The following is an 18,191-nucleotide window of genomic DNA, read 5'->3' as shown; positions in this document are numbered from 1 at the left end:
GGTCAGCCCCCGTAGGAGGGCTTCAGGACGATCAGCAGGATGGCCGTCCAGTGGCAGAGGAACGCCACGAGCGTGAGCGCATGGAAGATCTCGTGGAACCCGAAGTGCCCGGGGAACGGATTGGGTCGCTTCAGCGCGTAGACGACGGCGCCGACCGTGTAGCAGAGGCCGCCGATGAGCACGAGCAGCATCATGGCGGCATTCGTGGCGAGCAGATCGCCGAGGTACATGACCGCGGCCCAACTCAGCACGAGGTAGAGCATCACGTAGAGCCAGCGTGGAGCGTCGATCCAGAACACCCGGAAGCCGATGCCGAACAGGGCTCCGGCCCAGACGAGGCACAGCAGCAGGATGCCCTTCTCGGGAGGTAGGGCGAGCACGGCGATCGGGGTGTAGGTGCCGGCGATCAGCAGGAAGATGTTGGCGTGGTCGATGCGCTTGAGCAGCCGCTTCATGCGCGGCTTCCAGTTGAAGCGGTGATAGAGCGCACTGTTGCCGAAGAGCAGCAGCGACGTGGCCATGAAGACCGCGCTGGCGGCCTTCGCTGCCGCACCGTCGGCAAGGACGATGAGCACGATGCCCGCGACGATCGCCAGGGGGAAGGTGCCGGCGTGGATCCAGCCTCGCCATGTGGGCTTGACCTCGACGGGGTGTTCGACCGCGTCGTCGAGCAGGGGGATATTGGGGAGGTCGGCGCGCGCGGGCATGGCACCAGGGTACGCGCCGCCGAGTTCGTGCCGCTGTGAGTTTCTCCGCGAAGACGGGTAGCGTATGCGTGTGTCCATCGAAGAGAACCCACGGGGAAGCGGCTTCCTCTACGGCCTCTACCAGAAGCGGCTGAGGCGTGAGCTCGCCGTCGACGCGCTTCCGCATCACGTCGCGATGATCATCGACGGAAACCGCCGCTGGGCCAAGCAGAGACTTCTCGGCACCGCGGCACACGGCCACCGGGCTGGGGCCGCGAAGATGCGTGAGTTCCTTGTCTGGTGCGACGATGTCGGCATCAAGGTCGTCACGCTCTACCTGCTGTCGACCGACAACTTGACGAGCCGCAATAAAGACGAGCTCGACGAGCTCGTCGAGATCATCGCCGAATTGGCGGGCGCGCTCTCCCACTTCCGCGACTGGCGGATCAAGCACGTCGGCAGCGACCTCGGCCTGCCTTCGGCTCTCGTCACGGCACTCGACGAGGCCGAAGAACGAACGGCAGGTCACACCGGGCTGCACGTCAACCTGGCTGTCGGCTATGGCGGCCGCACCGAGATCGCGGATGCCGTGCGCAGCATCATCCGCGCGCACCAGGAGCAGGGTCACACCCTCGAAGACCTGGCCGAGAGCATCGACCAGGAGCTCATCGCGGAGCACCTTTACACGGGTGGTCAGCGCGACCCCGACCTGGTCATCCGCACCTCGGGTGAGCAGCGCCTCAGCGACTTCATGCTGTGGCAGAGCGCGCACAGCGAGTTCTACTTCATGGAGGCCCTCGGGCCGGACATCCGCGAGGTCGACTTCCTGCGCGCCCTGCGCGACTACTCGCGCAGGCACCGACGCTTCGGGGGCTGAGCCGACCATCCGCGTCAATGTGCGATTGGCTTGCCGTTTACACGAACGTAACCCGACACGGGGCGTGTCGTCACTCGGCGAAACACATCGGCACGTAGCGTCACTCTCATCAGGTATGGCACCTGGTCGAGTCGGCCACATAAGTACGACTCGGGAGAAACCTAAAGACTTGAGAAAGGCTTAGGGGCCGACTCGCCACAGTGATCCGAGTGCATCATGCGCTCGGGGTTGGAGTAGTCGTGGCCGATCGCAATTCCCACCAGTCAACCGACACCGGGGCCCGCACACGGGCATCCGGTTCTGCCCCGGCAGTCGTGAACCAGAAGGAACGTACCTACGTTCTGGACACCTCGGTTCTGCTGTCCGATCCGAAGGCGATCTTCCGTTTCGCGGAGCATCCCGTCGTTCTTCCCGTGATCGTCATCACGGAACTCGAATCGAAGAGGATCGATCCCGAGATCGGATATTTCGCTCGCCAGGCGCTGCGCAACCTCGATGAACTGCGTGTGCTCCACGAACGGCTCGACTTTCCGATCGCAGTGGGGGAGGGCGGCAGCCTTCGCGTGGAGCTCAACCACTCGAACATGTCGGTCCTTCCTTCGGGGCTCCAGCTGAACGACAACGACTCGCGCATTCTCGCCGTCGCCCTCAACCTGGCGAACGACGGGCTCGACGTGACCGTCGTCTCGAAGGATCTGCCATTGCGGGTGAAGGCGGCATCCATCGGACTCGCGGCGGAGGAGTATCGCGCGGAGCTGGCGGTCGACTCCGGCTGGACGGGGCTGGCGGATATCACCCTCGGCTCCGACCAGATGTCGGCGCTCTACGACGCCGAGTCGATGGACACCGACCTCGTCGACGGGATTCCCGTGAACACGGGGCTGGTGATCCATTCCGACCGAGGATCGGCGCTGGGCCGCGTCACGGGCAAGCGCAGCTTCCGACTCGTTCGAGGCGATCGTGATGTGTTCGGGCTGCACGGCCGCTCGGCCGAGCAGAGGGTGGCCATCGACATGCTGCTCGACCCCGAGGTCGGAATCATCTCGTTGGGAGGTCGAGCCGGAACGGGAAAGTCGGCTCTGGCGCTCTGCGCGGGACTCGAGGCCGTTCTGGAGAAGCAGCAGCACCGCAAGATCATGGTCTTCCGGCCGCTCTACGCGGTCGGTGGGCAAGAGCTCGGGTTCCTCCCTGGCGACGCGTCCGAGAAGATGAATCCGTGGGCGCAGGCCGTCTTCGACACCCTCGGCTCGATCGTGTCGCAGAACGTCATCGACGAGGTCATCGAGCGCAATATCCTCGAGGTCCTGCCGCTCACCCACATCCGCGGTCGTTCGTTGCATGACGCGTTCGTGATCGTCGACGAGGCTCAGTCACTCGAGCGCAATGTGCTGCTCACTGTACTGAGCCGCATCGGACAGAATTCGCGGGTCGTGCTGACGCACGATGTGGCGCAGCGCGACAACCTGCGCGTGGGCCGGCACGACGGCGTCGCCTCCGTCATCGAGACGCTGAAGGGGCACCCACTCTTCGGTCACATGACGCTGACCCGCTCGGAGCGCTCGGCCATCGCCGCTCTCGTGACAGAGATGCTGGAGTCGAACGAACTGGCCTGATCGTCAGTGTGCGGGGCGTGCGCGTAAGGGAGTCCCTTGTGGATAACTTCTGACGGCACGCCCCGCACCTCGTTACCGTGGGGCGCATGACCTCGGAGCCCATCCCGCGAGAGCGTATCGGTCTGATCGATGTGGCGCGAGGTGCACATCCGTCTCAGCTCGTCATCGCCGGCGTCTTGCTCTGCATGTCGTTCGCTGCGTTCGGAATGGCCCCGGGCATCGTCTCCATGGCGTGGCTCGCGCTCGTGACGCCCAGCCTGGTCGTCATCGACGTCCGTCTGCGGCGGCTTCCGAATGTGCTTGTGGTTCCCGGTCTCGCGGCCGTGGTGGTCGACGGCTGTTGGGAGACCGCCTCGGCTGGCCAATTCCCGTTTCTCGCCTTTCTGACGACATCGATCGTCGCGGCGGTCATGCTCGTTCTCCACCTCGTCGGAGGCCTGGGAATGGGCGACGTCAAGCTGAGCGTGGTCATGACCGGATGCCTGTCGCTCGTCTCACCCGTTCTCGCGGTCGCTGCGCTGATGCTCGCGTTCCTGCTCGGTGGAGTGTACGCGGCTGCGCTCCTGCTGCGCGCTCGGGGGCGGCGCGGCAGCCGCATCGCCTTCGGCCCTTTGCTGCTGTCGGGGTTCTGGACGGTGGTCGTCCTGGTCGCGCTTTACTGGAACGAGGCCGCCCGAGCCGCACTGTAATGCGGCTCGAACGGCCTCGCGTCGAGTCAGGTGGTGTCGCCTCGGGTCAGGCGGAGGGCGGCGCCGTCATCGAGAGCACATCGAGCGCCGTGTCGAGCTGCTCGAGTGTGACCTCGCCCCGCTCCACGAATCCGAGTTCGATGACAGCCTCGCGCACCGTCACCTTGTTGGCCACGGAGTGCTTGGCGATCTTGGCTGCCGCCTCGTAGCCGATGATGCGGTTGAGTGGCGTGACGATCGAGGGCGACGACTCGGCGAGGGCGCGTGCCCGATCGAGATTGGCCTCGAGACCCGAAATCGTCTTGTCGGCGAGGAGCACGGACGAGTTCGAGAGAAGCCGGATCGACTCGAGCAGGGCGGTGCCCATGACCGGGATGGCGACGTTGAGCTCGAATGCACCGGATGCCCCGGACCAGGCGATGCTCGCGTCGTTTCCGATGACCCGGGAGCAGACCATGAGCACGGCCTCGGGGATGACCGGATTGACCTTGCCGGGCATGATCGACGATCCCGGCTGCAGATCGGGGATGTGCAGTTCACCCAGGCCCGCGTTGGGGCCTGATCCCATCCAGCGGAGGTCGTTGCAGATCTTCGTGAGGCTCACCGCGAGCACCCGCAGAGCTCCGGATGCCTCCACCAGCGAATCACGGGCGCCCTGGGCCTCGAAGTGGTCGCGCGCCTCGGTGATGGGCAGCCCGGTCTCTTCTGCGAGCAGCCGGATGACCAGTTGCGGGAATCCGGCGGGGGTGTTGATGCCGGTGCCGACCGCGGTGCCGCCCAGCGGCACCTCGGCGACGCGGGGGAGCGCGGACTGCACTCGCTCGATGCCGAGTCTGATCTGCATGGCGTAACCACCGAACTCCTGGCCCAGAGTCACCGGCGTGGCGTCCATGAGGTGCGTGCGCCCGGCCTTCACCGCCGTCTTCCAGAGCTCGGCCTTGGCCTCGAGAGCGACGGCGAGGTGGTCAAGAGCAGGCAGCAGCTGAGAGATGAGCGCGCCTGTGACGGCGACATGTACGGAGGTGGGGAACACGTCGTTCGACGACTGCGAGGCGTTGACGTGGTCATTGGGGTGAACCGGGCTGCCGAGCCGGGCCGTCGCGAGAGTGCTGAGCACCTCGTTCATATTCATGTTCGACGAGGTGCCGCTGCCCGTCTGGTAGACGTCGATCGGGAACTCGCCGTCGAGGTCGCCGGAGATCACCTCATCGGCCGCCGACGCGATGGCGTCCGCGATGGCGTTGTCGAGAACACCGAGCTGCGCGTTCGCGAGAGCCGCGGCTTTCTTGATGCGAGCCAGTGCCGAGATCTGGGCGGATTCGAGACCCGCGCCCGAGACGGGGAAGTTCTCGACGGCGCGCTGCGTCTGAGCGCCGTACTTGGCGTCGATGGGCACCCGCACCTCGCCCATCGTGTCGTGCTCGATTCGGAACTGCTCTGTTCCTGTCGTTCCGGTTGCTGTGTCCACCACTGTGTGGCCTGCCTTCCTGTGTTTCGCCTCGTGGGCGCTGTGTGTGGGTCTGAAAAGTCGTGGTCGTGAAGATCGCCCGGGGGAGGGCTTGGCGTTAGACCGTGCCGATCACGAGGTCCGCTACCGCGCGGCCCTCCGCCAGTCGGTAGTTTGCGCCGACGATTGCGAGGCGGCCCTCGGCCACGGCCTCGCTGATCAACTCGGAGCTCTCGAGCAGCTCGCGCACGGTGTCGCGCAGATGCAGCCGACCGACCTCGTAGGGGTCGACGGCGTCGGCCGAGTCTGTTCCCTGGTGTTCGGCTGCGTGCACTGCCGGAGTGATCTTCTCGATGATGCCGCGGATGTGCACCGGCAGGGGCGGCGCGTCTGGACCGACCGATTCGATGGCTGCGGCGACGGCACCGCACTCGTCGTGGCCCAGCACGACGATCAGGGGCACCCCGAGCACGCCGACGGCATATTCGAGGCTGCCGAGCACGGAATCGGAGATGACCTGGCCGGCATTGCGCACGACGAAGAGGTCACCGAGACCCTTGTCGAAGATGATCTCGGCGGCGAGTCGGGAGTCGCTGCAGCCGAACAGGGCGGCCCGGGGCGCCTGGCCCGCGGCGATCTGGTGCCGACGCTCGACGTCTTGGCGTGGGTGGCGCGGCGTGCCGTTGATGAAGCGCTCGTTGCCGCGCACCATCTCGCCCCAGATCTTGGCGGGTGTAAGGGGGGAATCGCTCATGATGTCGCCTCGTTCGTCTGTTCTTCGATGGTGCCCGTGAGGGTGGACGCCAGTGCCGCTGCTTCTTCGGGTGTGGCCGTTCCGGCCACGATGAACGTGCTGCGACCCGACTCGGTTGTCAGCGCGTATTCCACGTTGCCGACATCGCGATCGGAGTCTCGGTTGTCGTAGACGATCCAGTCGATTCCATCGATATTGACGGTGCCTGTGGGGATGGTCTGCTGCATCTCGTTGACCAGCCAGCTCGGGTTCGCGTCGACCCCCTGGGTGATCGAGAGGAACTGCTTCGACGGGGTGATGAGGCCGATGAACCACGAGGTCACGCCATCGAGACTCGCAGTGCGGATCTCGGCCACGTTCGACGACCAGGTGTCGGGCAACTCGGGAACGGCGAGGGGAACAGGAAGCGTGCGCTGCGCGCTGACGGCGACCGAGCGGTAGTCGATCGACTGGAGTCGCGAGGAGTCGTCTCTCGGAACGATGAACACCATGAGTGCGACGATGGCGACCGTGACACCGACCGCGACCCAGAGATTGCGGATCGTCTTGCTGTCGCGGTAGTTCTTGGAGTTCTGGGCCTTGCGGGCCACCTCTTCTTCGGGAGTCTCGGGTCTTCCGAGTTCCGCCACAACGGGGCGGGGTTTCGGTTCGCGGCGCGCCACCTCTACTCGGCGACCGACTGGCGGGCGGCGTCGAGGCGCGCCTTGGCGCCGATCAGCCACTGCTCACAGCGACGGGCGAGCGCCTCGCCCCGCTCCCAGAGCGCGAGCGACTGCTCGAGTGTCGATGAACCCTGTTCGAGCTCGGTGACGACGCGCACGAGTTCGTCGCGAGCCTGCTCGTAGCTGAGAGCGTCGATGTCTGCTGTCGACGGTGTTGTCGCTGTGGAGGGCATGGTTCCAATCTTATTCTGCGGGAGAGGGGGTGGCGGCTGCGGAGACGCTGCGAGCACCGGTAGAGGTGGCGCCGATCGACCCGTCGGACACGGTGATCACGAGGTTCGCGCCGCTGGGGGCCTCGTCTCGACCTCGGACGATCGAGGAGTCGTCGCGCTGGACGATCGCGTAACCGCGATCGAGGGTGCGCTGCGGAGACAGTGCGCGCAAGTGGGAGACGAGTTGACGGGTGCTGTCGTCGGCTCGCTCGACGACCCGTGACACCAGTTCGCTGCCGCGGGCGACGTACCGGGTGAGTTCTTCACTGCGGACATCGACGAGCCAGCTCGAAGTCGCGAGCACCGGCCGACTTCGCAACTGCCCCAGTCGATCGATCTCGTTCTTGATGACGTGGTTGACGCGCACGCCCAGTCGGGCTCTGGCCTGGAGAACCCGGGAGAGTTCTTCGGCTACATCGGGCACGACTCGTTTGGCGGCGTCTGTGGGGGTCGACGCGCGAAGATCGGCCACATCGTCGAGCAGAGGGCGGTCGGCCTCGTGACCGATCGCGCTGACGATCGGCGTCGTGGCCGCGGCGGCGGCACGCACGACGCCCTCATCGCTGAACCCGAGGAGATTCTGAAAGTCTCCGCCGCCTCGGGCGATGATGATGACATCGACCTCGGGGTCGGCATCGAGCTGCTGGATCGCCGCGGTGACCTCGCGCGGCGTGCGCTCGCCCTGCACGGCGGCGTGCACGACCCGGAACTCCACCGACGGCCAGCGCAATTGCGCATTGCGGAGCACGTCTTTCTCGGCGTCGCTGTCTTTACCGGTGATCAGCCCGACGCAGTGCGGCAAGAACGGAAGACGCTTCTTTCTCGACGCATCGAAGAGCCCTTCGGATGCGAGTTGTCGCCTCAGCCGTTCGAGGCGCTCCAGCAGGTCGCCGAGCCCCACGTGCCGCATCTCGAAGACCTGCATCGTGAGCGTGCCGCCCTTGAGCCAGTAGTTCGGCTTCACGAGAGCGACGACACGGTCGCCCTGCTTGAGATCGTCGGGAATCCGGCTGCGCACGCTCGACCAGATGGTGAATCCGATGGTGACGTCGTCGGTCACATCGCGCAGTTTTCCGTAGACGTTGGAGCCCGAAACGCCCCACTGGGTGATCTGGCCTTCGACCCATGCGGTGCCGAGTCTCTCGATGTATCCCTTGATCTTGCTCGAGAGCAGGGCGACCGGCCACGGGTTCTCGAGAGTCGCCGGGGCGTCGGCCTGTGGGGCGTCTGTCATGCGGGTGCTCCCTGCGCGTGGTTCTGCGACGGCCGACCACCGAGATTTCACGGTTACCATGGAGGAGTGAGCCAAGCCACTATAAGTCTGCCGATGCCGAGGATTCCCGGCGTAAGAAACAGGCTAAAGGATACCCCCGTCACCGGGGAGAAGAAGGTGTTGCTCGCAGCACCCCGAGGCTACTGTGCAGGAGTAGACCGCGCCGTCGTCGCCGTCGAAAAAGCACTCGAGCATTACGGTGCCCCTGTGTACGTGCGCAAGCAGATCGTGCACAACATTCACGTCGTTCAGACCCTCGAGAAGCGCGGAGCGATCTTCGTCGAGGAAGTCGACGAGGTTCCGCCCGGAGCCCACGTGGTCTTCAGCGCCCACGGAGTGTCGCCCGCCGTCGTGCAGGGTGCCGCCGATCGCGGCCTTCAGGCCATAGACGCGACGTGTCCGCTCGTCACCAAAGTGCACCGCGAGGCCGTGCGGTTCGCGCGCGACGACTTCGAGATTTTGCTGATCGGACACGAAGGACACGAAGAGGTCGAGGGCACAGCGGGGGAGGCTCCGGAGCACACGACTCTGGTCGGCAGCCCTGACGAAGCCGACACCGTGGTCGTTCGCGATCCCGACAAGGTCGTCTGGCTGTCGCAGACCACCCTCTCGGTCGACGAGACCATGGAGACGGTGAACCGGCTCCGCGCGCGGTTCCCCAATCTGCAGGATCCGCCGAGCGATGACATCTGCTACGCCACCCAGAACCGACAGGTGGCCATCAAGAAGGTGGCCAAGAACGCCGACCTGGTCATCGTGGTCGGCTCCGCCAACTCGTCCAACTCCGTGCGCCTCGTCGAGGTCGCCCTCGAGTACGGCGCGAAGGCCGCCTACCGGGTCGACTATGCCCACGAGGTCAAGCAGGAGTGGCTCGACGGTGTCAATACCGTCGGCGTCACCAGCGGAGCATCCGTGCCCGAGGTTCTCGTGCAGGATCTGCTCGACGAGCTCGCCGGTGCCGGATACGGCGACATCGAGACCGTGATCACGGCCGAGGAAGACCTGATCTTCTCGCTGCCGAAAGAGCTGCGCAAAGACATGACCGGCAAGAACGACGCCCGTGCACTCGGCGGTCGCCGTTCGGGCGCGGAGCCGTCAGACTCTCAGTAGCCGGACGCGCAGTAGTCGGACGCGCTCAGGTAGAGCTGAGGCTCGAGAGCAGCCCGGGATCCGCGACGAGAGCAAGAGCGACGCATCCGAACGTCACGATGAGCGCGAGAGCACCCATCAGCAGCGGAACGGGCCACGATCTTCTGCGCTGACCGATGAGGCGAACGGTGAGCCAGATCGTCGTGGCGAGGAGCACCAGCTGCGCGATCGCGGCTATCGCGCCCGCGATGTCGACAGCAGAGCCGCCTCCGTATTCGCCGAGGCCCCGGTCGGCGTAGAACATGTCGAGTGTGCTGCGCAGATCGAAGAGCGACGGCACGCTCGATGAGCTCATCATCACCGCGGTCACGAGAAGGAACACGGAGATCGACGCGTCGAGGACGCGGTACGGAGCCGGTGAGACTACTTCGTCGGCGTCAGCTCCATCCGGAGCCGTGTCTGCGGTCTCGGTGGCGTGCGGGTCGGCGGGCGGCGACCAGACCCACCCCTCGGGTGCGAGTTCGCCGTAGCGAGGAGTGGGCCGGTCGTCTGCCATTGTCGCCTGAGCCTACTTGCCCGAGTTGCCGGCGGAGCCAAGCTGGTGGGTCGACTCGATGACGCGAGCGGCCATTGCCGTCTCGGCGAGCTTTCCCCAGGAACGAGGGTCGTAGACCTTCTTGTTGCCGACCTCGCCGTCGACCTTGAGGAAGCCGTCGTAGTTCTTCAGAACGGTGTCTGCGACCGAACGGCTGAAGGCGTACTGCGTATCCGTATCGATGTTCATCTTGATGACGCCGTTCGAGACGGCCTCGGAGATCTCGGCATCGGTCGAGCCTGATCCGCCGTGGAAGACGAGGTCGAACGGCAGAGGGCCGGTTCCGTACTTCGCCTGCACGCCGTCTTGGATCTCTTTGAGGAGCTCGGGGCGCAGCTTGACGTTTCCTGGCTTGTAGACGCCGTGCACGTTGCCGAAGGTCAGAGCCGCCATGTAGCGGCCCTTGTCTCCGAGTCCGAGCGCCTCGACAGTCGCGATCGCGTCATCGACGGTGGTGTAGAGGTGCTCGTTGATGTCGTGGCTGACACCGTCTTCTTCGCCGCCGACGACACCGATCTCGACCTCGAGGATGGCGTTGATGGCGCGGGTGCGCGCGATGATGTCCTGGGCGATCTCGAGGTTCTCTGCGAGGGGAACCGCCGAGCCGTCCCACATGTGGGACTGGAAGATCGGGTTGCGACCGGCCTTGACCTCGGCCTCGGACGCCGCGATGAGGGGGAGAACGAAGCTGTCGAGAGCGTTCTTCGGGCAGTGGTCGGTGTGCAGCGCGACGGTCACCGGGTAGTTCTTGGCGACTTCGTGCGCGAACGCGGCGAACGCGAGGGCTCCCGTGGCGCGGGCTCCGCTGCGGGTGTGGCCGGCGAAGTAGTCTGCACCACCCGTGGTCACCTGGATGATTCCGTCGGACTCGGCCTCGGTGAGCCCCTGAAGAACGGCGTTGAGGGTCTGTGACGACGACACGTTGAACGCGGGATAGGCGAATCCCTTCGCCTTCGCGGTGTCGAGCATCTGGGCGTACTGGTCAGGCGTTGCGATGGGCATGGTTTCTCCTTGTGTCTACGCGACTTCATCCTAGGGGAGGCTCATCTTTCGACGTGGGAGAACGTGCACAGCTAGCGCGAGAGGCCCACCGGTACGCTGGAGGAGCCAGTCGATGACGCGCGACAGGAGCCGTCACATGGCAACGAATTCTGCGAGGTCTGCAATGACGAATACCGAAAACGACGCCCTCTACCTTCACCCCGACCGCAACCTCGCCATGGAACTCGTGCGCGCCACCGAGGCCGCCTCGATCCGCGCGTATCCGTTCATCGGCCGAGGCGACAAGCTCGCTGCCGACGGAGCCGCCGTCGACGCCATGCGCGCCTTCCTCACCACGGTCAATTTCGACGGTGTCGTCGTGATCGGCGAGGGCGAGAAGGACGAGGCGCCGATGCTCTTCAACGGCGAGCACGTGGGGAATGGGCGGGGGCCCGCCTGCGACATCGCCGTCGATCCCATCGATGGAACGAGCCTCACGGCCGCGGGCCGGCAGAATGCGCTCTCGGTCATCGCCGTGTCTGACCGAGGCACCATGCTCGACGCCTCCAGCGTCTTCTACATGGACAAGATCGTCACCGGCCCAGAAGGCATCGGAGTGATCGACATCGACCGGCCCATCGGCGACAACATCCGGGCGCTCGCCAAGGCGAAGGGCAAAGACGTCTCCGACATCAAGGTCGCCGTGCTCGACCGCCCCCGACACGTCGGCCTGATCGAGGAGATCCGCGCCGCCGGTGCCGGAACCCGCCTGTTGCTCGACGGTGACGTGGCCGGCGGCATCAACGCCGCCCGCTACGAGACGAGGACAGACATGTGCGTCGGAGTCGGCGGCAGCCCGGAGGGGATCGTCACGGCCTGTGCGATCAAGGCGCTGGGCGGACTCATTCAGGGGCGTCTGCTGCCCAAGACCGACGACGAGCGCCAGCGTGCAATCGATGCCGGACTCGACATCGACCGCGTCTACGAGGCCGACGACCTGGTGAAAGGCAACAACACCATGTTCGTGGCGACGGGCGTGACGGATGGCGGCTTGGTCGCCGGTGTGCGCAAGAAGGGCCCCGTGATTCGCACGGAGAGCCTGGTTCTGCGCAGTCGCTCGGGAACGATCCGCCGGATCGTGGCCGACCACATCGCCGACAAGTGGTTTTGAGTCCTCGACGGTTTTGAGCCCTCGCGGTTCCTGAGCCCTCGACCGTTCTAGGCTGCGGGATCGCTCTTCTCGAGTTCGGCGACGAGCTCGAAACTCGATAGCTCTCGGCGCTGCTCCTCGATCGTGGGGAGTACGCCGAGGACCGTGGACTCGTCGAGCGCGTTGAGCTTTCGCGCGGTCGGGAAGACCTGTCGCTCGAGTGAGCCGACGAATGAGTTGTAGTCGCGCACACTGCGTTCGATCGATCGACCGAGCTTCTCGGCGTGGGTGGCGGTGGTGGCGAGTCGCGTATACAGCTCGCGACTCAGGTCGAAGAGCACCTTCGCGTCGTGGGTCAGCACGTCTTGCTGCCAGCTGTAGGCCACCGTCTTCAATACCGACCACAGGGTGACGGGCGATGCCAGAGCGACCTTGCGGGAGAAGGCGAATTCCATGATGCTCGGATCGGCCTCGAGGGCGCTCGACACGAGGGACTCGCTCGGGATAAAGGCGATGACGAGTTCGGGGGAGGCGTCGAGGCCAGTCCAGTAGCCCTTGTTGCTCAACGTCGTGATGTGGTCTCGCACGGCCTTGACGTGGCGCTTCATAAGCCGGTCTCTCTCCGCGCCGTCGGCTCCCGTTGCGGTGGCTGGAATCATGCTGGCCTCGAGGTAGGCGTCGAAGGGGACTTTCGCGTCGACAGCGATGTTCTTGCCGCCGGGCAGATGCACGACCATGTCGGGGCGACCTGCGCCAGAGGAGCCGACGATGCTCGTCTGGACATCGAAGTCGACGCGCTCGATCAGGCCGGCGGCCTCGACGACCCGGCGCAGCTGAGTCTCTCCCCACACGCCGCGTGTGCTGTTCGATCGCAGGGCCGACGCGAGCGATTCCGCGGTGCTGCGCAGCCTCTCTTCGGACTCGGTCGCACTGCGCAGCTGCTCGCTGAGTTCGCCGTGCTGTTTCTGGCGCTGCTCTTCGAGTTCGGAGACTTTGCGCTGAACCAGACGGAGGCTCTCGGCCACGGGGCTGAGTGCGACGAGCACTCGGCCGTCGGAGCTGACCCGCTCGGCCTCGGCTTCGCTCATCTCTCGAATTCGCTGCTGGAACTCGCCGATGCGACCGACCTGCAGATCGAGCTGTTCGTGCAGACCCGCGATGGTCGCCTCTGCCGCTGCTGAGCGGGCCTGGAGCTCAGCCATGGGCCTCGGATCGACCTGCGGAATGCGGCCCGCGCGGAGCATCCAGCCGATGGCGCCGCCGAGCGCCACGCCGATGAGCAGACCGAGCACGAGAGCGAGAATGGGGTCCATACGGGAAGTCTCGCACCGGCCTCCGACATCGTCGGAAGGATCGGCCGCGGGTCAGAGAACGGGGGCGACGACCGGCGGTCGCAGCTGCGAGATCTTCACCCCGGCGGCCCCTGCGAGGGTCTCGATCGAGTTGACCTCGTGACGTTCTGCCGCATGGATGATGATCGCCGCGCACGCCTCGGCATCCGCCAGCGCGTCGTGGTGTCTGAAGTCTTCGAAGCCGGCCGCCATAGCCGCCACGGGGAGTCGATACGAGTCGAGCGTGTAGGTCTTGCGCGCGATCTGCAGGCTGCAGGCGTAGGCGTTCGGGGGGCACTCGACGCGGGCCGCCGCGCTTGCCGCCCGGATGACCGCCATGTCGAACGCCGCGTTGTGGGCCACGAAGTGATCGTCTCCGACGAAGTCGACGAGCTCGTCGAGCTGCTCCTCCCAGCCACGGGCGTCTTGTACGTCTTCGCTGTAGATGCCGTGGATCTTGGTGTTCCAGGGCAAGAACTCGTCGAAACCGATCTCGGGTTTGATGAACCACGAGGTCTCGTCGACGACGATGCCGTCGCGCACCTTGACGAGGCCCACCGAACACGCGGACTCGCGATAGGAGTTGGCGGTCTCGAAGTCGATGGCAGTGAAATTCAGGGGCACATATCGATGCTCTCACGCTGCACCGACCCTCGTTTCGAAGGAGGCCGCGCGCCGGGCAAGTACGATGGATGCTCGTGGCTCTCACTATTGCAATCGTCGGTCTGCCCAATGTCGGCAAGTCCACCCTGTTCAACGCCCTGACCAAGAATCAGGTGCTCGCGGCGAACTACCCGTTCGCGACCATCGAGCCGAACGTCGGTGTGGTCAACCTTCCCGACGCGCGGCTCGCCGCGCTCGCCGAGATCTTCGGAAGCGAGCGCATCCTGCCCGCCCCCGTGTCGTTCGTCGACATCGCCGGCATCGTGAAGGGTGCGAGCGAGGGCGAGGGCCTCGGCAACAAGTTCCTCGCGAACATTCGCGAAGCGGATGCGATCGCCCAGGTCGTGCGCGGATTCACCGACGAAGACGTGGTGCACGTCGACGGCAAGGTCGACGCGGCGAGCGACCTCGAGACGATCAACACCGAGCTGATCCTCGCCGACCTTCAGACTCTCGAGAAGGCGGAAGTTCGCTTCGAGAAAGAGGTCAAGGGCAAGAAGGCCGACCCCTCGACGCTCGTCGCCGTCAAGGCCGCGCGCGAGTGGCTCGACACGGGCAAGCCGCTGTCGGCCTCGACGGTCGACCTCGAGCCCATCCGCGAGCTCGGCCTGCTGACCGCAAAGCCCTTCATCTACGTGTTCAACATCGACGAGGGAGTGTTGAACGACAAAGCCAAGCTCGACGGGCTCGCAGCCCTCGTCGCCCCGGCGCACGCCATCTTCCTCGACGCGAAGCTCGAGTCGGAGCTCATCGACCTCGACCCCGCAGACGCGGCCGAGCTGCTCGAGTCGACCGGCCAAGAGGAGAGCGGCCTCGACCAGCTCGCCCGCATCGGCTTCGACACCCTCGGGCTGCAGACGTACCTCACCGCCGGTCCGAAAGAGACGCGCGCCTGGACCATCCCGAAGGGTGCCAAGGCCCCCCAGGCTGCCGGCGTGATCCACACCGACTTCGAGAAGGGTTTCATCAAGGCCGAGATCATCGGCTTCGAAGACCTGGTGGAGACCGGCTCGATCGCGGAGGCGCGTTCCAAGGGCAAGGCGCGCATCGAGGGCAAGGACTACGTGATGCAGGACGGCGACGTGGTGGAGTTCCGCTTCAACGTCTAAGTGGCCTGTTTCTGCCGCGGAACGACGTAGACCGACGACGCATCCTGGGGAAGACACGCATGACCGTCGAGTTCGAGCGATGACCTCCACGGCGACTCTGGTCGCGCGCTACGACGACGCCAAGCGCGCAGCCGTCGAGCAGACAGTGCGAAAGCTCATGCGCAAGCAGGGCATCGTCATGCTGATCCTGGCAGTGCTGTGGGGACTCGTGACGCTGCTGCCGGTCGTTGGCGTGGCGACCGACGGGCACGACGTCGGCGGGGCCTTCATTCTCTCTACGATGTTCGTGGTCCCCATCGCGATCGGGGCGCTGGGCGTACGGCAACTTCGGCGACAGTTCCACCTGCCCGAGGTCGCCGTGACGATCACTCCGGTCGCCGTGCTGTTTCCTGCCATCGAACGGCCGTCGCCGCTGGCACCTCGCATCCGAGCAGAGTAGTGGCCTCGTGAGGGAACGAGCGCCGAGATCCTGCCCGCGTCTGGTCTGCTGAGAGCGGCACGAGTGGTGTTCACCCGGCAGGACGACCGCAAGCCGCGCAGGCGCATGGTGGCTGCCGACAACCTCGATGTCGATGCCCAGGTCCTCCTCGATGCGCTGCGGGGCACGCACGGCTCGTAGCGAAAGCGAGCGTCGCCCTGTCGTGACGTCCACTTTCCATTTCCGACTCAAGTAGGGTGTCGGAGGCGAGCGGGAGCTTCGCCGTCGCACGAAAGGGAGCCCAGACCATGACTGAAACGCAGATCTTCGACCCCGAGGCACGCGCCATCTCGTACGCCGTCGAGGGAAACGGCCCCACGGTCGTCCTGGTCGCCGAGAAGGGTCTTCCCATCGACTACCTCGGCACGCTTGCCCACATCCTCGTCGAAGAAGACTTCAGGGTTCTGCGGGTCGCTGCAGGCGGTGCGTCCGCCTCCGATGGCACCTCGGCGCACGATCTCGCACGAGGCGTGGTCGACATCATGGATGCCGCGGGCATCGAGGATGCATGGCTGGGCGGCCACGGGTTCGGCGGTTCCGTGGCTCGCGCCGTTGCTCTGGACTTCCACGACCGTGTCAACGGCGTGCTGCTGCTCGGAGTAGAAGCCGGCGACCTGACGCTGGCCGAGGGCCTGCCTGTCCTGGTCATCCAGGGGTCTGAAGACGACGTCACCCCGCCCGCGAACGGCGAGGCGCTGCAGGCGGCGGCTCCCGATCGCGTGAGCGTGGTCTCCGTCGACGGAGGCGGCCACCTGTTCCCCTCCGAGAACGTCGGCGCCACCTCGTGGGCCATCGAGGACTACCTCGACTGGGACTGAGTTCTCTCTGCACCGAACGCGGCGGTTCTCGCCGAGAGCGGTGGCCGCACCACCGCGTTCGGCGACAACACCCGCGTTCGACGATGCACCGAAGGAACACCAATGAGCCTGATCCGCCTGAACGACGTGAGCGTCAAGTTCGAGAACACGCAGATCCTGCGTGAGGCCTTCTTCCGCCTCGAGCCTAAAGACCGCGTCGGCCTCATCGGCCGCAACGGCTCCGGCAAGACCACACTGTTGAAGCTCGTGCTCGACCAGGTGCAGCCCGACCAGGGAACCGTCACCGTCGAAGCCGGAGTGAAGATCGGCTACTTCTCGCAGTTCTCCGAGCTGAACGGCGAGCAGACGATCACCGAGGTGCTGGATGCGCTGTTCGTCGAGGTGCACGCCGTCGAAGACGAACTCGCGTCGATCGACGCGACGATCGCGGTCGAGGCCGCGGCCGGCGGCTCCCTCGACACGCTCATCGAGCGGCAGTCCGAGCTCTTCGGCGAGATGGACCGCCTCGATGGCTGGGACTACACCCGCAAGATCGACCAGGCCCTGACGACGCTCGGATTCGACGAGGCGCATCGCACGTGCCCCATCGACGCCCTGTCGGGTGGATGGCGCAACCGCGCGGCTCTCGCGAAGATCCTGCTCGAAGACCCCGACGTGCTGCTGCTCGACGAGCCCACCAACTTCCTCGATGTCGCCGGAGTCGAGTGGCTCGAGTCGTGGTTCCGCGACTTCAAGGGCGCCGCCATCATCGTGTCGCACGATCGGGCGTTCCTCGACGTCGTCGTGACCCGCATCATCGAGCTCGAGAACTTTCATCTGCACGAGTACCCGGGCAACTTCGGTGAATACATCGTGCAGAAGCAGTTCCGCCTGAAGACGCTCGAGGCGCAGTTCGTGCACGAGAACGAACTGCTGGCCTTCGAGGCCGAGGGCATCTCCGATCGACGCGAGGCGGCCAAGGCGTCGAGCAAGAAGCTCGACAAGCAGCTCTCGGGAATCAAGAAGTCGCGAGCTCCCCGCCCTGTCGATCAGATCATCACCGAGATCTACGGCGGCCTGCACGTGAAAGACGTTCTCTGCCGCGTTGACGGTCTCGAAAAGGCCTACGGCGACAAACTGCTGTTCACAGGTCTGGGATTCGAGATCCGACGGGGCAATCGCATCGTGGTGCTCGGCGCCAACGGCAGCGGCAAGAGCACGCTGCTGCGCGTGCTCACGGGCGACGAGAAGCAGGATCACGGCCACGTCGATTGGGCGTCGGGCGCGAAGGTCGTCTCGTACAACCGGATGCTCGACGAGCTCGATCTCGACGACACGGTCACACACGCCGTCAACGCGCTGCCCGACAGCCTCGCTCTCACAGCGACGCGCAAATCGGTGGGCCGGTTCCTCGCCATGTTCCAGTTCTCGGAGGCCGACCTCAAGAAGCGCATCCGCGAACTCTCGGGCGGACAACGCGCCCGCGTCGCCATGGCCCAGTGTCTGCTGTCCGGCGCATCCGTTCTTCTGCTCGACGAACCCACCAACCACCTCGACCTCGCAAGCACCCAGGTGATGGAACGCGCCCTCGTGCACTTTCCCGGCGCCGTCGTCGTGGTCAGCCACGACCGGTTCTTCACCGACAAGATCGCGAACAGGATGCTCGTCTTTGGCGCTGTCGGCGCGGGTGCGGGGGAGATCGACGTCACGGCGGCGTAGGCCCCG

18 protein-coding genes and 2 pseudogenes are annotated in these 18,191 nt (G+C 65.5%); 10 read left to right on the top strand and 10 right to left on the bottom strand.

The features are described 5' to 3' along the window. Positions 1 to 2: 2 nt before the first annotated feature. Entirely contained in the window at positions 3 to 707 is a 705-nt protein-coding gene (gene trhA, locus ASF79_RS09250; protein ID WP_055780205.1) for a PAQR family membrane homeostasis protein TrhA, read from the bottom strand. A 70-nt stretch (positions 708 to 777) separates the two neighbouring features. Here trhA and ASF79_RS09245 point away from each other — a divergent pair, with 70 nt between their 5' ends. The 3 genes from ASF79_RS09245 (at position 778) to ASF79_RS09235 (ending at position 3,865) form a co-directional block, all read left to right on the top strand. Then, positions 778 to 1,563 carry an isoprenyl transferase gene (locus ASF79_RS09245; RefSeq protein WP_235500712.1) on the top strand — a complete coding sequence of 262 codons (786 nt, stop codon included), beginning with the start codon at positions 778 to 780 and terminating at the stop codon, positions 1,561 to 1,563. Between the two features lie 239 nt (positions 1,564 to 1,802). Next, on the top strand, positions 1,803 to 3,176 hold the full coding sequence (locus ASF79_RS09240) for a PhoH family protein (protein ID WP_055854008.1): 1,374 nt from the start codon (positions 1,803 to 1,805) through the stop codon (positions 3,174 to 3,176). Positions 3,177 to 3,262: 86 nt separating this feature from the next. Beyond that, positions 3,263 to 3,865, top strand: coding sequence for a prepilin peptidase (locus tag ASF79_RS09235; RefSeq protein WP_055854005.1), 603 nt, complete (start codon positions 3,263 to 3,265; stop codon positions 3,863 to 3,865). A gap of 46 nt (positions 3,866 to 3,911) precedes the next feature. Here ASF79_RS09235 and ASF79_RS09230 read toward each other — a convergent pair whose 3' ends face one another. The 5 genes from ASF79_RS09230 to xseA form a co-directional block, all read right to left on the bottom strand. Further along, positions 3,912 to 5,336: a class II fumarate hydratase gene (locus ASF79_RS09230; protein WP_082466178.1), complete on the bottom strand. Its 1,425-nt coding sequence runs from the start codon at positions 5,334 to 5,336 to the stop codon at positions 3,912 to 3,914. Between the two features lie 94 nt (positions 5,337 to 5,430). Further along, positions 5,431 to 6,066, bottom strand: coding sequence for a carbonic anhydrase (locus ASF79_RS09225; protein WP_055780217.1), 636 nt, complete (start codon positions 6,064 to 6,066; stop codon positions 5,431 to 5,433). Next, positions 6,063 to 6,656 (bottom strand): DUF4245 domain-containing protein, encoded by a 594-nt coding sequence (locus tag ASF79_RS09220; protein ID WP_235500711.1) that lies wholly within the window; start codon positions 6,654 to 6,656, stop codon positions 6,063 to 6,065. The genes ASF79_RS09225 and ASF79_RS09220 overlap by 4 nt, the downstream gene beginning before the upstream one ends. A gap of 74 nt (positions 6,657 to 6,730) precedes the next feature. After that, positions 6,731 to 6,961: an exodeoxyribonuclease VII small subunit gene (locus tag ASF79_RS09215; protein WP_055780222.1), complete on the bottom strand. Its 231-nt coding sequence runs from the start codon at positions 6,959 to 6,961 to the stop codon at positions 6,731 to 6,733. 10 nt (positions 6,962 to 6,971) lie between these two features. After that, positions 6,972 to 8,234 carry an exodeoxyribonuclease VII large subunit gene (xseA, locus tag ASF79_RS09210; protein ID WP_055853999.1) on the bottom strand — a complete coding sequence of 421 codons (1,263 nt, stop codon included), beginning with the start codon at positions 8,232 to 8,234 and terminating at the stop codon, positions 6,972 to 6,974. Positions 8,235 to 8,327: 93 nt separating this feature from the next. On the opposite strand from xseA, the gene ASF79_RS09205 reads away from it, so the two are divergent. Continuing rightward, positions 8,328 to 9,383 carry a 4-hydroxy-3-methylbut-2-enyl diphosphate reductase gene (locus ASF79_RS09205; RefSeq protein WP_055853997.1) on the top strand — a complete coding sequence of 352 codons (1,056 nt, stop codon included), beginning with the start codon at positions 8,328 to 8,330 and terminating at the stop codon, positions 9,381 to 9,383. A gap of 25 nt (positions 9,384 to 9,408) precedes the next feature. On the opposite strand, the gene ASF79_RS09200 is transcribed toward ASF79_RS09205, so the two are convergent. Continuing rightward, positions 9,409 to 9,918, bottom strand: coding sequence for a DUF6264 family protein (locus tag ASF79_RS09200; RefSeq protein ID WP_055853994.1), 510 nt, complete (start codon positions 9,916 to 9,918; stop codon positions 9,409 to 9,411). A gap of 12 nt (positions 9,919 to 9,930) precedes the next feature. Beyond that, positions 9,931 to 10,959, bottom strand: coding sequence for a class II fructose-bisphosphate aldolase (fbaA, locus tag ASF79_RS09195; protein WP_055780236.1), 1,029 nt, complete (start codon positions 10,957 to 10,959; stop codon positions 9,931 to 9,933). A gap of 163 nt (positions 10,960 to 11,122) precedes the next feature. On the opposite strand from fbaA, the gene glpX reads away from it, so the two are divergent. Then, entirely contained in the window at positions 11,123 to 12,109 is a 987-nt protein-coding gene (gene glpX / locus ASF79_RS09190) for a class II fructose-bisphosphatase (protein WP_055780240.1), read from the top strand. A 44-nt stretch (positions 12,110 to 12,153) separates the two neighbouring features. Beyond that, positions 12,154 to 12,210, top strand: a pseudogene (locus ASF79_RS17860) (hypothetical protein); the annotation flags it as partial. A gap of 57 nt (positions 12,211 to 12,267) precedes the next feature. Here ASF79_RS17860 and ASF79_RS09185 read toward each other — a convergent pair. Both ASF79_RS09185 and ASF79_RS09180 read right to left on the bottom strand, forming a co-directional pair. Further along, a pseudogene (locus ASF79_RS09185) lies at positions 12,268 to 13,176 on the bottom strand (DNA recombination protein RmuC); the annotation flags it as partial. 276 nt (positions 13,177 to 13,452) lie between these two features. Further along, positions 13,453 to 14,043 carry an exonuclease domain-containing protein gene (locus tag ASF79_RS09180; protein ID WP_055853990.1) on the bottom strand — a complete coding sequence of 197 codons (591 nt, stop codon included), beginning with the start codon at positions 14,041 to 14,043 and terminating at the stop codon, positions 13,453 to 13,455. A 74-nt stretch (positions 14,044 to 14,117) separates the two neighbouring features. Here ASF79_RS09180 and ychF point away from each other — a divergent pair, with 74 nt between their 5' ends. From ychF to ASF79_RS09160, 4 genes are all read left to right on the top strand, one after another. Then, positions 14,118 to 15,191 carry a redox-regulated ATPase YchF gene (ychF, locus tag ASF79_RS09175; RefSeq protein WP_055854693.1) on the top strand — a complete coding sequence of 358 codons (1,074 nt, stop codon included), beginning with the start codon at positions 14,118 to 14,120 and terminating at the stop codon, positions 15,189 to 15,191. A 79-nt stretch (positions 15,192 to 15,270) separates the two neighbouring features. Beyond that, a complete protein-coding gene (locus ASF79_RS09170) occupies positions 15,271 to 15,630 on the top strand; it encodes a hypothetical protein (protein WP_055853986.1) in 360 nt (119 codons plus the stop codon). A gap of 287 nt (positions 15,631 to 15,917) precedes the next feature. Beyond that, a complete protein-coding gene (locus tag ASF79_RS09165; protein WP_055853983.1) occupies positions 15,918 to 16,487 on the top strand; it encodes an alpha/beta fold hydrolase in 570 nt (189 codons plus the stop codon). A 102-nt stretch (positions 16,488 to 16,589) separates the two neighbouring features. Continuing rightward, complete coding sequence (locus tag ASF79_RS09160; RefSeq protein WP_055853981.1) at positions 16,590 to 18,185, top strand: ABC-F family ATP-binding cassette domain-containing protein; 1,596 nt, start codon at positions 16,590 to 16,592, stop codon at positions 18,183 to 18,185. Positions 18,186 to 18,191: the final 6 nt, after the last annotated feature.

The organism is Agreia sp. Leaf335 (genome assembly GCF_001423605.1).
Taxonomy (GTDB): Bacteria; Actinomycetota; Actinomycetes; order Actinomycetales; family Microbacteriaceae; genus Agreia.
The sequence above is the reverse complement of the archived record's forward strand: the minus strand, read 5'-3'. Positions and strand labels throughout refer to the sequence as shown.